9 protein-coding genes and 2 pseudogenes are annotated in these 16826 nt (G+C 60.6%); 4 read left to right on the forward strand and 7 right to left on the reverse strand.

What is annotated here, in order from left to right; all coding sequences use genetic code 11:
- Positions 1–24: 24 nt before the first annotated feature.
- The 4 genes and pseudogenes from M0D69_RS00670 to M0D69_RS00685 form a co-directional block, all read right to left on the reverse strand.
- The gene (locus M0D69_RS00670) at positions 25–549 is read right to left on the reverse strand and encodes a DNA-deoxyinosine glycosylase (RefSeq protein ID WP_301780171.1); all 525 of its coding nucleotides are present in this window, start codon (positions 547–549) and stop codon (positions 25–27) included.
- A gap of 11 nt (positions 550–560) precedes the next feature.
- Positions 561–1106, reverse strand: a pseudogene (locus M0D69_RS00675) (chorismate lyase); the annotation flags it as partial.
- Positions 1107–1746: 640 nt separating this feature from the next.
- A complete protein-coding gene (gene htpG, locus M0D69_RS00680) occupies positions 1747–3654 on the reverse strand; it encodes a molecular chaperone HtpG (protein WP_301780172.1) in 1908 nt (635 codons plus the stop codon).
- Positions 3655–3833: 179 nt separating this feature from the next.
- Entirely contained in the window at positions 3834–5276 is a 1443-nt protein-coding gene (locus tag M0D69_RS00685) for a PLP-dependent aminotransferase family protein (protein WP_301780173.1), read from the reverse strand.
- A 313-nt stretch (positions 5277–5589) separates the two neighbouring features.
- Between M0D69_RS00685 and M0D69_RS00690 the strand changes: the two are divergent.
- The 4 genes and pseudogenes from M0D69_RS00690 to M0D69_RS00705 form a co-directional block, all read left to right on the forward strand.
- Positions 5590–6252: pseudogene (locus M0D69_RS00690) on the forward strand (VOC family protein); the annotation flags it as partial.
- 386 nt (positions 6253–6638) lie between these two features.
- Positions 6639–7835, forward strand: coding sequence for a PLP-dependent aminotransferase family protein (locus M0D69_RS00695; protein WP_301780174.1), 1197 nt, complete (start codon positions 6639–6641; stop codon positions 7833–7835).
- Between the two features lie 124 nt (positions 7836–7959).
- Positions 7960–8424: a RidA family protein gene (locus M0D69_RS00700; RefSeq protein WP_301780175.1), complete on the forward strand. Its 465-nt coding sequence runs from the start codon at positions 7960–7962 to the stop codon at positions 8422–8424.
- A 599-nt stretch (positions 8425–9023) separates the two neighbouring features.
- A complete protein-coding gene (locus tag M0D69_RS00705) occupies positions 9024–11429 on the forward strand; it encodes an EAL domain-containing protein (RefSeq protein WP_301780176.1) in 2406 nt (801 codons plus the stop codon).
- A 136-nt stretch (positions 11430–11565) separates the two neighbouring features.
- Here the strand turns inward: M0D69_RS00705 and M0D69_RS00710 are convergent, their stop codons facing one another.
- The 3 genes from M0D69_RS00710 to M0D69_RS00720 form a co-directional block, all read right to left on the reverse strand.
- On the reverse strand, positions 11566–12024 hold the full coding sequence (locus tag M0D69_RS00710; RefSeq protein ID WP_301780177.1) for a CopD family protein: 459 nt from the start codon (positions 12022–12024) through the stop codon (positions 11566–11568).
- A gap of 147 nt (positions 12025–12171) precedes the next feature.
- The gene (gene parC / locus M0D69_RS00715; protein WP_301780178.1) at positions 12172–14484 is read right to left on the reverse strand and encodes a DNA topoisomerase IV subunit A; all 2313 of its coding nucleotides are present in this window, start codon (positions 14482–14484) and stop codon (positions 12172–12174) included.
- A gap of 59 nt (positions 14485–14543) precedes the next feature.
- Entirely contained in the window at positions 14544–16559 is a 2016-nt protein-coding gene (locus M0D69_RS00720) for a DNA topoisomerase IV subunit B (protein ID WP_301780179.1), read from the reverse strand.
- Between the last annotated feature and the right edge of the window lie 267 nt (positions 16560–16826).

Here is a 16826-nt window from a genome sequence, read left to right on the forward strand (position 1 = left end):
GGCGAGCGCCGCACACGCGTGAAGCTAGTCCTCGGGGGTGCGTTGGGCGTCCGTCTCGACAACCCAAGTGCGCAACGCTTGCCATGCGTGAAGCTTCTCGGCATAGGGCTTGGTATGCGCGGCACTGCTTGAAGGAAGGCTGATGAATTGATACTGCCCCGCTGCGTCCTCCAAAGCGCGCATCCCGAGCCGTGCCGCCGTTCCGCCGTTGAACGCTATTGCGACAAGCTGCGGCAGCGACTCAACCAGCGCGATCAGGTCGTTGCTGGCGTGATTGCGTATGTTGCTGTCCAGGCTTCCTTGACGTTGTGCCTGTGCGACGACATCCCACAGTCCAACCCGATGAAGCAGCAGCATTTGCAAGCGCGCTTCGTAGTCGATGCCGGCCAGGTCTCTTCCGATAACTTCGCCCATCAACTGCCAAAAGCGGTTTTGCTTGTGCGCGTAGTACTGGGATTGCGCCAACGACACCTCGCCTGGCAGGCTGCCTAGCACTAGTACACAGGTGTTTGCATCTACGACGGGAGGAAAGCAGTGTTTCTGCGTCATGAGTCGCGACGCGCAAGAAACGACCACAGCGACGGCAGGAAGCACTCGGTGACCATCAGCGGTGCGCCCAGTCTCATGAACACCGAGCGGCGCGCGACGAACGCGTGCGGTTTTTCAAGCGGCGTTTGCCGGGCGGCCAGCCTGTATAGCGGATCACATGCATCGATTCGTCGGCTGGTGAGCGGCGAGCGCCACACGCTGCTATCGCTATATAACAACTCGGCCAGCGGCCGCGTCCGCAATCGGCGTATGGACTGCCATACGCCCGAACTCGAGTCGAGCGGCACGATACTATGCGCCGCGACGAACGGCACGTGGTTCACGCGCAACACCACTTCGCGGATCCATACCGGCGTGCGCGCCGTGATGTCCAGCGCCGCCGCTTCATCGCGCCAAGGCTGGCCCACGGCCTCGCGGGTCACTTCAACGGTGACATCGCCTAGTTCGCGCAGATGCGCGGTGAGCGAACCGCCACGCGTGAGCCAGTCTTTCTGGTCAGCAGTGAAGGTGGGAAGCGGACGGTCGCGCCATTGAGTCGTCGTAAGGTCTTTCGGCATGCGCGAGATTATAAAACCGGCTCGTGGATATAGGACAAATCGTATGGAAGTGCGGTTTTTGCGCGGGAAAACTGGCGGTCCGGTTGGGACATGACCGGCGCTCGCGTCGCATACGTTGCACGATCCGAAGGCTTCGGCAATAGAAAAGAGTCTCGCCGCGTCGGCGCTATCGCAAACTCACACACAGAATCAAACCGGCGCCGAGATGGAGCACAAGGCTTCACTCGTTTTGCACGACCCGAAAGCGTCACCCGAAGCAAAAACCTTGGCGGCATCGATCGTGGCGCAAGCCAATAAAGAACGCAAAGCGAAGTAACAAAAACGAAAACCGCTCCAGGATGGCTCCCGGAACGGCTTTCTGACTTCATCCAGGCGAGCGTCGCCTGGTCAGCGAACGCGCAACCCCAATATGTTCAATGCAAGGCGACCTGCACGCCTTGCTGAATCAGCAATTCGGCCTGTGCCGTCTTCGCCACCTTCGATATGCGCCGTCGATTACTTGAAGTACACGCTCGGATCGACATTCAAGTCAGCCGTTGCATGAGTCATCGTCACGACGAAAACGGGACTTCATGCCTTTAGCGCGGCCCCAAAAAAATGCGCCCCATATGGGGCGCACCGTAAAACAAACCTCGCTAACTTATCGCGCCAGCAACAACGTGTTCGTTCGCTTCACAAAGCTTGCCGGATCTTCCAGCGTGCCGCCTTCGGCGAGCATCGCCTGATCGAAGAGCAGATGACACCAGTCGCCGAAATTCGCGTCATCGGCGTGAAGCTTCTTGACCAGCGGATGCTCGGGGTTCACTTCCAGGATCGGCTGCATCTGCGGCGCTTGCTGCCCTGCCTGCTTCAGCATGCGCTGCAAATATCCGCTCATGTCGCCTTCATCGGCAACGAGACACGTCGGCGAATCGGTCAGGCGGAACGTCAGGCGCACATCTTTCGCCTTGCCTTCCAGCGCGGCCTTCATGCTTTCCACCAGCGGCTTGAACTCTTCGCCAACCTTCTCCTGCGCCTGCTTTTCTTCGTCGTTCAGCGCACCAAGATCCAGGTCGCCGCGCGCCACGCTTTGCAGCGGCTTGCCGTCGAATTCGTTGAGGAACGAGAGCATCCATTCATCGACACGATCCGTCAGCAGCAGCACTTCCACACCCTTCTTGCGGAACACTTCGAGATGCGGGCTATTCTTCGCGGCTTGCCAGGTGTCGGCCGTGACGTAATAGATCTTCGTTTGCTCGGGCTTCATGCGCGAGACGTAGTCGGCGAGCGCCACGGTCTGCTCCGACGACGAATCCGTATGCGTCGATGCAAAGCGCAGGAGCTTCGCAATACGTTCGCGATTGCCGTAATCCTCGCCGATGCCTTCCTTGAACACCTGTCCAAACTCTTTCCAGAAGGTGGCGTATTTGGCTTTCTCGGCGTCATCCGTGGCTTCTGCCGACGACGATGCCACTTCCTCCAGCATCGACAAAACGCGCTTCGTCACGCCCTCGCGAATAGCCTTCACATCACGGCTTTCCTGCAGGATTTCACGCGATACATTCAGCGGCAGATCCGCGGAATCAACCACGCCCTTCACGAAGCGCAGATACGTCGGCACGAGCTGCTCCGCGTCGTCCATGATGAACACGCGCTTCACATACAGCTTCAACCCGCCGCGATGATCGCGGTTCCACATATCGAACGGCGCATGTTTCGGCACGTACAGCAACTGCGTGTATTCGCTACGGCCTTCCACGCGGTTGTGGGTCCACGCGAGCGGATCGTCGTGATCGTGGGAAAGGTGCTGATAGAACTGCTTGTATTGTTCGTCGGTGATATCGCTCTTCGGACGCGTCCAGAGCGCGCTCGCCTGATTCACCGTCTCGTCTTCGTCCTTCGTAACCATTTCGGACTTCTCTGCATCCCACTCTTCCTTCTTCATCAGGATGGGCAGCGCGACGTGATCGGAATACTTCTGGATGATCGACTTCAGCTTGTGCGTGGAGAGGAACTCATCTTCTTCCGGACGCAGATGCAGCGTGATGCTCGAACCGCGTTGCGCACGCTCGATCTGCTCGACCACGAAATCGCCTTCGCCCGCGCTTTCCCAGCGCACGCCTTCGCTTGCCGGCAACCCGGCGCGACGCGTTTCAACCGTGATCTTGTCCGCGACGATGAAACCCGAGTAAAAACCCACGCCAAACTGGCCGATGAGCGCAGCGTCTTTCTGCTGATCGCCGGACAGCTTCGAGAAGAATTCCTTCGTGCCCGAGCGCGCGATCGTGCCGAGATGCGAGATTGTTTCGTCGCGGCTCATGCCGATGCCGTTATCGTCGATGGTCACGGTGCGAGCGGCTTTATCGTACGAGATGCGGATGCGCAGATCCGGATCGTTTTCATACAGCGCGCCGTTTTCGATACCTTCGAAACGCAGCTTGTCCGCCGCGTCCGATGCATTCGAGATCAGCTCGCGCAGGAAAATTTCCTTGTTGCTGTAAAGCGAATGGATCATCAGGTGCAGAAGTTGTTTCACTTCTGCCTGAAAGCTCATGGTTTCTTGTGCCATGGTCGGCTCCTCTAGTTGTCTGTTGTTGACGGGATTTTGAAGCGGCGGCGATGCAGCCGGACAGCGCGGGAGCGTCATGGCCTCCTGCCGGAACGCACCGCGCGAATTCTGCGGAACATGAGGTCGCCCGCGATAATTTCAAGAGGCGCGTCGCGGAACCCGATGAGCCCTGAACCGCCCTAGCCCACGCGATCCGCGTAACCGGCGAGCATCGCAGGCAGGCCCGGATCGCCACAGTTCGCGATGTTGAAGCGCATAAACGTGCTGGGCAGTTGATGCGGCGAAAACAGGCTGCCGGGCGTCAGCAAAAAGCCGGCTTCGTGCCCGGCGGCGGCGAGCCCTTCAGAGTCCACGCCGGTATCGGCCCATAAAAACATCCCCGCCGATGGCACCAGATACGGCTTGTAGCCGACTTTTTCGAACATCCGGACGGTTTTTTCGCGGACGCTGTCCAGTTTCACGCGCAGCCGTTCGACGTGACGCCGGTAGTGGCCATCGGTGAGCACTTTGTACAGCACGCGCTCGTTGAGTTCGGGACTCGTCATGCCGACCAGCATTTTCTGATCGGCGATGGCGTTCGCCACCTCCGGCGCGCAAGCGACGTACCCCACGCGCAGGTTCGGCGCGAGCGTCTTCGAATAGCTGTTGAGGAAGATTACGCGCTTGAGTTGATCGAGGCTCGCGAGACGCGTCGCGGCGAAATTGGTCGGGCACAGATCGCCGTAGATATCGTCTTCCACGACGATGAAATCGTAGGTTTCAGCGAGCTGCAGGATGCGAAACGCCTGCGCCGCAGTCAGCGACGTGCCGGTCGGATTCTGCAGCACGGAATTGATCACGAGCATCTTCGGGCGCCACGTCCGGACCATGGTTTCGAGCGCGTCGAGATCGGGGCCGTCCGGCGTGTACGGCATGCCGACCAGCCGCGCGCCCTGCGCCACGAAACGGCCGAACATCTGGAACCAGGCGGGGTCGCCTACTATGACCGTGTCTCCTGGTTTCACGAAGACTCGCGCGATCAGGTCGATGGCCTGCGTGACGCCGGACACCATCACGATTTGCTCCGTCGATGCGCCAATCTCCAGCTCTTCCAGCCGGGTCTGGATCTGCTGGCGCAACGGCAAGAACCCCTGCGGCGTGCCGAATCCGAGCATTTGCGCGCCACTTTGCCGGCTCAAGGAGCGAAATGCGCTGGTCAGCAACTCGCCATTCAGCCAGCTAGCCGGCAAGTAGCCGATGCCCGGCCCTTTGGCCGGATTCGACGTGTGCAGCATATTGCGCAGCAGCCAGACCACGTCGATAGTACTTGGCACCGGCGCCCGATCAGTCGGGGACGGCGGGTGGACGTGGGAATCGTTGGAACTGGCCCGGTCGCGCACGAAGAAGCCGGAACCGCGCCGCGAGTCGAGATAACCGTGCGCGACCAGCCGTTCATACGCCTCGACCACCGTGAAACGCGACACGCCTTTGTCGACCGCGAGCTTGCGGATCGACGGCATGCGCATGCCCGGACGGAACACCCGCTCGTCGATACGACGCCGGCCCCACTGGACCAGCTGGTCGACAAGCGTCAGTTGCGGCGCGCCGTGCGGCGCGGGAATCTGGTCGAGCGGGACGGACATGTCAGGTTCCATCGGGTTGGAATGCGTGTGATGACTGTACCGTGGAGTATCGGATGGATTGTACCGTTACTGTTACGGTCGGAGTCGATACATTTAAGACTGGGACGATAGGTAAAATTGGCGGTTTCCGTGCGGCTTTTATGCGTGTCTCAAGCCTTCCGGGGCGTTTCTGAAACGGTTTTCGGTCGTTTGGGACTCTGCGCCAATTACCCGGCCGGATGGCTAACGCAGCGGCACGACCGGGCGGAACGGGTATGCTTGTGAGCTTAGCCGGGGTTGTCCGGGCAATTTTCCTTCAAGCTATTCGTGCACTATGACCGCTCATCCGCTGGAACTTGACCACCTCGTTATCGCTGCCCGTACGCTGGAAGAAGGCGAGCGTTTTATCGCCGCGAAACTGGGGATCGAGATGACCGGAGGCGGTGCGCATCCGCTGATGCGCACGCATAACCGCCTGCTGAACCTGTGGGGCGGCACGTATCTGGAAGTGATCGCGGTCGACCCGGACGCGGCTGCGATTGAAACGCCGCGCCCGCGTCTGTTCGCACTCGACGACCCGGCGCAGCGCAAGCGTCTTGAAACGGGTCCGCAGCTCGTGCACTGGGTTACCCGGGTGAACCGGCCGAAGCTGCTGACGCGCTGGCAGGCGCAATATCCGGAACGCATCCCGGCTGTCGTGCCAATGACGCGTGGCGCGTACACGTGGGATCTCACCGTTCCCGCCGATGGCACTTTCCCCTCGTGGCAAGGCGCCGGCGACGGACTTCTGCCGTCGCTGATCCAGTGGGACACGCCGCAGCATCCGAGCGTGTCGCTGCCGGAAACGGGTATCGCGCTGAAGTCGCTGACGGGGTTTCATCCGCGCGCGCATTTGATTTCCGAGCAATTGGCGTGGCTCGGAGCATCGCATTTGATGCAGGTCGAGGTGACGGAGGGGACGCCGGTGCTCGTCGCGGAGTTTGAGCTGCCGGATGGCTCCATTGTCATGCTGGGAGAATCGGCGGAGTCGATCGAAGCGGCGAAACAGGCTGAGGCAGCGCCGGTCAAGCCGGCCCGCAAGCGGGCCAGGAGCAAGAAGACCGAGGACGCAACGGACGCCGCGGACACGCCCGAGAATACCCCCGATCCGGCACAAGACGAGACGCAGCGGGAAGACGCACGCTAGTACACGGGACCACTGGACCACTGGACCATCGAACACGCGATAATGAGCGTCCGCCGCCGCTCACCGATTGCACTGAATTGAAACGAGCCAGGAAACGCGGCGTGCAAGACCCTATTCGAAGCACCGTGCAGCATTCCATCAACCCACCCGTACGCATCAAGTATTAAAACCGCTCACCGAGACCAACTGAGGACCCCATGAATCAAGCCGACCTTCAAGCCAAGCCGTGGCAACTTTCCGAACGCGCCAGAAAGCTCACCAGTTCGGCGATTCGCGAAATCCTGAAGGTCACCGAGCGGCCCGAAATCATTTCGTTCGCGGGCGGATTGCCGTCGCCGGCGACGTTTCCGGTCGAGGAAATGCGCGTGGCGTGCGACCGCATCCTGCGTGACAACCCGTCCGCCGCGCTGCAATACAGCGCCACCGAAGGTTACCTGCCGTTGCGCGAATGGGTCGCGCAACGCTACTCGGTCAACGGCGCGTCGATCCGGTCATCGCAAGTGCTGATCACGACGGGCTCGCAACAAGCGCTCGACCTGCTCGGCAAGGTGCTGATCGATCCCGCGAGCCGCGTACTGGTCGAAACGCCGACGTACCTGGGTGCGCTGCAGTCGTTTTCCATGTACGAACCGAATTACGTGCAAGTCCCCACCGACGAACACGGCCTGATCCCGGAAACGCTTGACGCCACGCTGACTGCCGGCGCGCGCTTGCTGTACGCACAGCCGAATTTCCAGAACCCGACGGGCCGCCGCCTGTCGCTCGAACGCCGCACCGCGCTGGCCGCCTTCGCGCAGCGCGCCGGCTTCCCGGTGATCGAGGACGATCCGTACGGCGCCCTCGACTACGCGGGCGCACCGCTGCCGACCATGCTGTCCATGGCGCCTGATCACATCGTCCATCTGGGTTCGTTCTCGAAGGTCCTGTCGCCGGGCATGCGCGTGGGTTACATCATTGCGCCCGAGGAATTGCACTTCAAGCTGGTGCAGGCAAAGCAGGCGACCGACCTGCATACGCCGAGCCTCACGCAGCGCATCGTGCACGAGGTGGTCAAGGACGGCTTTCTCGAGACGCATATCCCGAAGATCCGCGCGTTGTATCGCGATCAATGCGCGGCCATGCTGGCGTCGCTCGAACAGCACATGCCGGCGGGCGTCGAATGGAACCGGCCGGAAGGCGGCATGTTCGTGTGGGTGAAGCTGCCGAAGCACATCGATACAATGAAACTGCTCGAGCAGTCCATCGAGCAGCACGTCGCGTTCGTGCCGGGCGGCCCGTTCTTTGCGAGCGAAGCCGAACACAACACGCTGCGCCTGTCGTTCGTGACGGTACCGCCGGCGAAGATCGACGAAGGTGTCGCGAAGCTCGGCGCGCTGATCCGCGCATTGGTCTGATCTTGTTGCAATGAGAGTGTCTCGAGGCGGGATGCATGCCTCTATACACTCTCCCGCCCGCCGCGCCTGACCGGCATCGACCAGTCGGGCGCGGGTCATCTTTTCCATTTCCAGGGAGCACTCCATGACCCAACTGAACGTCTATGACAAGCTGAAGGAACTCGGCATCGAATTGCCGACGGCCGGCGCCCCCGCCGCCGCCTACGTGATGAGCGCCCAAAGCGGCAACACGGTCTATCTGTCCGGTCACATCGCGAAAAAGGACGGCAAGGTGTGGGCGGGAAAACTGGGCGCCACGCTCACGACCGAAGAAGGCCGTGCCGCCGCACGCTCCATCGCCGTCGACCTGATTGCGACGCTGCATGCGCACGTCGGCGACCTGAACAAGGTGACGCGGATCGTGAAGGTGATGAGCCTGGTCAACTCCACGTTCGAGTTCACCGAGCAACATCTGGTGACCAACGGCGCATCGGAATTAATCGCCGACGTGTTTGGCGAGCGCGGTAAACACGCCCGCTCGGCATTTGGTGTGGCGCAGATTCCACTGGGTGCGTGCGTCGAAATCGAATTGATTGCCGAAGTGGGCTGAAACCGCTGCTTTAAACGCTTAAGACGCATAAATCGTTGTAACGAATTTTGTCTCGCACTTAATCCCTGGGCTTAATCCCGATGCCGCCCGGCATCGGGATCCGGATTACCACAGTTTCCTGACTTAAATTCACATTGTCGAAACGATCGCCGCCCCCGCCAGGGCCGCTCCAGATAAGCGTTTCAGCCTATCCGTGTATACCTCGATACTTCGCCTCACCGCCGCGCTTCCTTAAATGGGTCGCCTTCAGTAATATCTAAGCCGGTTGTCATTGGTATTATCTGACTCAACCGCCATTATGGAAATCAGCCTCACGCGGGGGAGACTGGATAACCAGCGGGCGCCGGGCAATGCCGAACGAGTTTGTGAACGGCGGCATGGCTAAAACCATCGTAAGCGAAATGCAAGCGTGCTCGATGCACGCACAGGCTCGGGCCTGCAAACGAATTCGAACGATGGGCCCGGATTCACCGAATACCGGCAATAACGCCCCGCCTCACCGGCATTGGACGCGCTTCAGCAATGCCGAAATTCATTTGTGTTGTTCCGGACGCACTATCGGCGCAACGCGTCACAGGGTCCATGGACTGACCAAACCCATGAATCGATCACGGCCCAGAGCGCCACGCGACATGAAACATGCGGATTTTCCGCGCCGGCGTCGCGCATTGTTCGCCATTCCGGCGCTGGGCGCGCTCGTGCTCGTGCTGCTGTGGACGGTGATCTTCGCGCGCCTGTCGGTGGAGCGCGACGCCGCCACGCACGCATCGATGGCATCGGCGGCGATCCTTTCGTCCGCACTTGAGCAGCACACGATCAAGGCCATTCACCAGGTCGACCAGATCACCCGTTTCGTCAAATACGAGTTCGAGAAAACGCCCGGGCAGTTCAATCTGGCGAGCACGGTTGAAAAAGGCGTCGTGCAGAGCGACACGCTCGTGCAGGTCTCGTTAATCGACGAGCACGGCATGTTGATCTCCTCAACCTCGGGAGCCACGCCGAAACCCGTCGATCTTTCCGATCGCGAACATTTCCGGGTTCACCAGCTTTCCAACGACGACCTGCTCTACATCAGCAAGCCCGTTCTCGGCCGCGTCTCCCGGCAATGGACGCTCCAGATCACGCGCCGCCTGAATCATCCCGACGGCTCGTTCGCGGGCGTGGTGGTGGTGTCGGAAGATCCCAGCTATTTCACGAGCGACTTCTACAACGTAGCGTCGATCGGACGCGAGGGCGTGGTCGCCGTGATTTCGGACAACGGCTCGGTGCTCGCGCGCAGCACCGGAGTCGGCGCCGGATCGACGCCCTCCAAACAGGACAGCGTCTTGATGAAAAAGGTCGACGGCAGCGGCGACCCGAAAGGCGCGTTCACGGCAAGCGGTGTGTACCCGACCTCCGAGCACGCATCCGGCATCTATGTCGACCCGATCGACAACGTCACGCGCATCGTTTCGTATCGGCATATAGACGGCTATCCGCTCGGCGTGCTCGTGGGGCTCTCGCAGGCCGAGGAGTTCACCGACTTCAATCACACGCGCCGCGTCTACCTGCTCATGGCGACTTTCATCTCGCTCGCCATGCTCGGTTTCTTCGCAGTCGCGACCGGGCTGATCGGCAAGCTGCTCGGGCGTGAGCGCGAGATGACCCATCTGGTCGAATACGATCTGCTGACCGGTCTGCGAAACCGCTATTCCACGCTGCAGATGCTGCGCTATGACGTCGCGAAGCCGGAGAACGTCGGCCATCTTGCGCTGCTGTTCATCGATCTCGACAACTTCAAGACCGTCAACGACACCCTCGGCCATAACGCCGGTGACATTGTGCTGCAGATGACAGCGTCGCGGCTGGCGGAAACGGTCAGCGACAACGGCATGCTGTCGCGTATTGGCGGCGATGAATTCGTCGTGGTCGTCAAGGGCGCCGATGTCGAGCGGCAAGCGGTCGAGCTGGCAGAAGCGGTGTCGCACATGTTCGCGACGCCATTCGATGTACGCGGCAGCGCGTTCGTGCTGCACGCGAGCATTGGCATTGCATTGTATTCAGTGTCGAGCGAAAGCGAAATCGACTTGCTGAAGAAGGCTGATCTGGCCATGTACAGCGCGAAGGATGCGGGCAAGAACTGCTATCAGTTTTATTCGCCGCAGTTGTCCCATCGCGCGGATCATTTGATGAAGTGGGAGCAGCAGTTACGGGTGGCGCTGGCCCAGAATCAGTTGTTTCTCGCTTATCAGCCGAAGATCGACCTGACCCGGCGATGCATCACGGGCTTCGAGGCGCTGGCGCGATGGAATCATCCGCAGCACGGGCTGATTCCGGCTAACGAGTTCATTCCGGTCGCGGAATCGACGGGGTTGATCGTGCCCATCGGCGACTTCGTGATTCATACCGCGTGCCGCCAGTTGGCCATCTGGCAGAGTCAGGGGTATGACGGGTTGTCGCTGGCGGTGAATATCTCGGCAGTGCAGTTCTGGCGCGGGGATTTGCTCGAGACGGTCGCGGCCGCTATTCGCGAAAGCGGTATCGCGCCGGGCAAACTCGAACTCGAGATTACTGAAACCGTGATGATGGAGTTTCCGGATATCGTCGCTGAAAAGATATCTGCTTTAAAGCGGCTTGGTGTCAGGATCGCGCTCGATGACTTCGGCACGGGGTATTCGTCGCTGTCTTATCTGAACCGGTTTGCAGTGGATACGCTCAAAGTCGACCGGTCGTTTATTCAGGCTATTCCACACGATCGCAGTGTCTGCGTGATGGTTTCTGCGATTGTTAATCTCGCCCGGTCGCTTGGGTTGACGGTTGTGGTTGAAGGGACGGAAACCGAGGAGCAGATTGCGTGGTTATCGCGGCTCGGACCTATCGAGGCTCAAGGGTTCCTCTTTTCTCGTGCTGTCCCGGCCGAGGGCGTGCAAGCGCTGCTCGACCGGTTTGGTGTCTGCGGCCTTGGGCTCGTGGTCGATGTTGCTGCCCTGCCGTTTGGCGAAGCGCCTTCTAATGCCGTTGATTGAATTGGTCACGCGACCGCCGCTGTATAGGGCGATCGCCGTAGTGGTCCCGCTAATTGTCGATCCGTTGTTGACAATCACGGGATGAAATGCCCGGACTCGCTGCTGCAATCTGCGAGCAGATTGATTCAACAGCGCGCTACATTCCCCGCGATAAAACCGCGGCGCCGATGGTCACAACGCCCAGCACGATATTAATCAGCACCAGCCTTCTGATCGTGCCCACCGCCCTCGCGCCATCCGGCCAGTTTTGCGATTGCACTGCTCGCCGGATTTTGGGAAATACGCCAAACCGGATGTGTCCGAAAATCAGCATCATCGCAATGCCGAGGCCTGCCATCGTGTGTAACGGCAAGGACGCGTGCCCGCCACCAAACTGCGTCAGCAAAAAGCCGCCTGTCAGCAATATCACCAGCACCGACGCCGCCACCCAGTTAAAAAACCGGCTGAATACCGATTCCCACAACGGCAAGCGCAATTGCGGCGATAAATCCGCAATTGCCGGACGAAGGCAAAAGTGCGCAAAGATCATTCCACCAATCCACACCGCCACCCCCAGCAAATGCAGGAACAACGCCACTTCAATCGCCTTATTCATTAACGTTCCTAAATGCAGGTGAATCACTGATTGCCAACGTTCGGGCGTTCGACTCGACTAAACGCAGCCAGTTCAAGTATTTTCACGATAAAGAAACGCCCCGGACCGACGTTGCGGACCCGGGGCGCTCAACCACTCATCGTTTGATCAGCCTTCGAACACCGGCCGCAATTCGGTCACCTTGATAGTCGAGTCCGGCGCACGGCCCTTGCGTGCCCGCTTGCCCACGTGCGCTTCCAGCGCCGCGCCCGCAAGTTTCTCGTCACGCGCCTTGCCGCCCCGGCCTGTGCCAATCAGCACCAGACCGCGTGCATCGATAGCCAGCGCCTGCCGCAACGTCTCCTTCGGATCGAGCGCCATCAAGATGACGCCACGGCCACCGCCCGACAAGGTCTTCATCTCGTCGATATCGAACGCCAGCAGGCGCCCGTTGCTCGACAGGCAAGCAACCTTCGTCGCGCCCGGCAATACCGGCATGGGCGTGAGCGGCATAGCGCCTTCGTCGATGGTCATGAACGACTTGCCCGCCTTCACCCGGCTCACCATGTCACCGAGCTTGGCCATGAAGCCAAAGCCGTTACTCGATGCCAGCAGCAACGGCTGCTCCACCGAAGCAGCAAAGTAATGCAGCAAATGCGACCCCGACTCGAGCTCGATCAGCGACGTGACCGGCACGCCGTCACCGCGTCCGCCCGGCAGGATCGCGACGGGCACGGAATACACGCGCCCGTTGCTGCCCCACGCAATCAGCATGTCGGGCGTGCGCGCCTGGAACGCGGCGTAGATGCCGTCGCCGGCCTTGAACTGGAAGCTTGCCGGATCCAGGCCATGACCCTTCAACGCCCGCACCCAGCCCTTTTGCGATACCACCACCGTCACCGGCTCGTCGACCACCCGCGCCTCGAACGTCGCCCGCTTTTCCGGCTGGATCAGCGTGCGGCGATCGTCGCCATACTGCTTGGCGTCGGCTTCGATTTCCTTGATCAACAGCCGCTTCATGGAGGCGTCGCTATTGAGCAACTCTTCAAGCTTTTCCTTCTCGCTGCGCAATTCCTTCAATTCCTGCTCGATCTTGATCGCCTCGAGCCGCGCCAGTTGACGCAAGCGGATTTCGAGGATGTCGTCGGCCTGACGCTCGCTGAGACTGAACCTGTCCATCAACGCCTGCTTCGGCTCGTCGGCTTCACGAATGACGCGGATCACTTCATCGATATTCAGAAAGACGATCATCCGCCCTTCGAGAATATGGATCCGGTCGTTCACCTTCCCCAACCGATGCTGCGTGCGCCGCGTGACCGTGGTGAAGCGGAAGCCGACCCACTCGCGCAGGATCTCGCCAATACCCTTCTGACGCGGCCGGCCATCGGCACCGATCATCACGAGATTGATCGATGTATTCGATTCCAGGCTCGTATGCGCGAGCAGCGAATTCACGAACTCCGTCTGGTCGATACGGCTCGACTTCGGCTCGAATACGAGCCGCACCGGCGCGTCCCTGCCCGATTCGTCCCGAACCGTGTCGAGCAGAGCCAGCAGCGTCTGCTTCGTCTGCAACTGGTCGGGGCTCAGCGCCTTCTTGCCGAGCTTGATCTTCGGATTCGTCAGTTCCTCGATTTCCTCGAGCACCCTCTGGCCCGACGTGCTCGGCGGCAATTCCGTGATGACGAGTTGCCACTGGCCGCGCGCCATGTCCTCGATCTTCCAGCGCGCCCGCACCTTCAGGCTGCCGCGTCCGGTTTCATAAGCCGCGGCGATCTCGGCCTGACTCGAAATGATCTGGCCGCCGCCGGGGAAATCCGGACCTGGAATCAGCTCGGCAAGCCGGGTGTGATCGATCTTCGGATCGCGGATCATCGCGACCGCTGCGGCTGCGACTTCACGCAGATTGTGCGAAGGAACTTCAGTCGCCATCCCCACCGCAATACCCGATGCGCCGTTCAGCAACAAGAACGGCAAGCGCGCGGGTAAAAGCTTCGGCTCCTGAAACGAGCCGTCGTAGTTCGGCATGAAATCGACGGTACCCATGTCGATTTCATCGAGCAGCAATTTCGCGATCGGGGTGAGGCGCGCTTCCGTGTACCGCATGGCCGCCGCACCGTCGCCGTCGCGCGAGCCGAAATTGCCCTGCCCGTCGATCAGCGGATAACGCATCGAAAACGCCTGCGCGAGGCGCACGAGTGCGTCGTAGGCCGACTGGTCGCCATGCGGATGATATTTACCCAGCACGTCGCCCACCACGCGCGCCGATTTCACCGGCTTGGCGGTGCTGGCGAGGCCCATCTCGTTCATGGCGAACAAGATGCGGCGTTGCACAGGCTTCTGGCCGTCGGAAACATCGGGCAGCGCCCGGCCTTTGACCACGCTCACCGCATAGTCGAGATACGCGCGCTCGGCGTAATCGCCAAGCGTCAGTTTTTCGCCTTCGGGCGCGGCTTCTTGGTCCGCGAAGAGATCGTCCATCGAATTTCCAGTGTTATGCGTTGACGAGGTTCAGGGGCGTCTTTGGGTTTCCGGCGGCGTCAAATGTCGACTTCGACTTCGTTGCCCTTCTCTTCGAGCCAGCTACGCCGCGACGCCGCCTCACCCTTGCCCATCAGCATCGTCATGCGCGTGACCGTGTCATCAAAACCGAGATCGCCGAGCTGGACCGGCAGCAAACGGCGCGTGTCCGGGTTCATCGTGGTGTCCCACAATTGCTCCGCGCTCATTTCTCCCAGGCCCTTGAAGCGGCTGATCGACCATTGCGTCTCGCGAACGCCGTCCTTCCTCAATTTGTCGAGGATGGCCTCGAGTTCACCTTCATCAAGTGCGTAGAGCTTTTGCGCCGGTTTCTTGCCGCGCGCCGGGGCATCGACGCGAAACAGCGGCGGCCGCGCGATGCACACATTGCCCTGCTCGATCAGTTGCGGAAAATGCTTGAAGAACAGCGTGAGCAGCAGAACCTGGATGTGCGAGCCATCCACGTCCGCGTCCGACAGGATGCAGATCTTGCCGTAACGCAGATTCGAGAGATCGACCTTGTGGTCAAGGCTGTCCGGACTGTGCGGATCCACGCCGATCGCCACCGCGATGTCGTGCACTTCATTGTTCGCGAACAGCCGGTCGCGCTCTGTTTCCCACGTGTTCAGCACCTTGCCGCGCAGCGGCAGAATGGCCTGGAATTCTTTGTCGCGGCCCATCTTCGCCGAACCGCCCGCCGAATCGCCCTCTACGAGGAAGAGTTCGTTGCGCGAGACATCCGTCGATTCGCAATCGGTCAGCTTGCCGGGCAGCACTGCCACGCCCGAGCTCTTGCGCTTCTCCACCTTCTGCCCGGCGCGCGTGCGCGCCTGAGCCTGGCGGATCACGAGTTCCGCGAGTTTCTTGCCGTACTCGACATGCTGGTTCAGCCACAGTTCGAGCGCGGGCCGCGAGAACGACGACACGAGTTTTACCGCGTCGCGGCTATTGAGGCGCTCTTTGATCTGCCCTTGAAACTGCGGGTCGAGCACCTTCGCCGACAACACGAACGACACCCGCGCGAACACGTCTTCCGCAAGCAGCTTCACGCCCTTGGGCTGCAGGTTGTGCAATTCGACGAAACTCTTGACCGCCTGGAACAAGCCGTCGCGCAAACCGGATTCGTGCGTGCCGCCGGCGGGCGTAGGGATCAGGTTGACGTACGATTCGCGCAGCAACGGACCTTCCTCACTCCACGCGACGACCCACGTCGCACCTTCACCTTCCGCGAAGGTTTCCTCGTTCGACTTCGCGTTGCCCGCAAAACGTTCGCCTTCGAACAGCGGAATCAGCAGGTCGCTGCCGCCCATTCCTTCCAGCAGATAGCCGCGTAACCCGTCCTCGTATTTCCAGCTTTGGCGCTCGCCGGTTTTTTCGTTGATGAGCACGACTTCCACGCCCGGCAGCAACACCGCCTTCGAGCGCAACAGCCGCTGCAACTCACCGACCGGCAGATTCGGCGAATCGAAATATTTGGGATTGGCCCAGGCGGTGACCCGCGTGCCGGACTTTTTCTCACCGCGGTTCATCGGGCGCATTTCGAGCGGCTTCACCACATCGCCATTCGAAAAGCCGAGTTCCGCGACCTTGCCGTCGCGCCACACGGTCACGTCCAATTGCGTGGACAGCGCGTTCGTCACCGACACGCCCACGCCGTGCAGACCGCCCGAAAACGTGTACGCGCCGCCAGCGGCCTTGTCGAACTTGCCGCCTGCATGCAGGCGCGTGAACACGATCTCGACGACCGGCACGCCTTCTTCCGGATGCAGACCGAACGGAATGCCGCGCCCATCGTCTTCGACGGACACCGAATGGTCGGCGTGCAGCGTGACCGTGATCTGCTTGCCGTAGCCGCCGAGCGCCTCGTCAGAGGCGTTGTCGATGACTTCCTGAATGATGTGCAGCGGATTTTCGGTGCGGGTGTACATGCCGGGCCGTTGCTTGACCGGCTCGAGACCCTTCAGCACCTTGATCGATGCTTCGCTGTATCCGCTGTTCTTGCCGCCGTCGGCGGCGCTGGGTTTTTTCGTGGACATGTCTGGACGTGGGTCCGGCACTCCGGGCGGCCGCGGCGTGAATTCGGTAGCGGAATTCAGCAGCGGCCAGGCCGGACAACCGGCGAATGCGTGAACATAGCGGGCCAACCCGGCCGACCGCGCCGGATTGCGCGTTATAACTCGAAAACGCGACGGCCTCTTGCTTGACTACAGCGTTTCACTACAAGGTTTCACTACGGTGTAACCGTGGCGATCCTCGAGGCCGTGCGCCCGAAAACGCGACGTATTTTACTGTTTTCGACAAAT

The sequence above is a fragment of the Caballeronia sp. SEWSISQ10-4 2 genome, assembly GCF_030464885.1.
GTDB lineage: Bacteria > Pseudomonadota > Gammaproteobacteria > Burkholderiales > Burkholderiaceae > Caballeronia.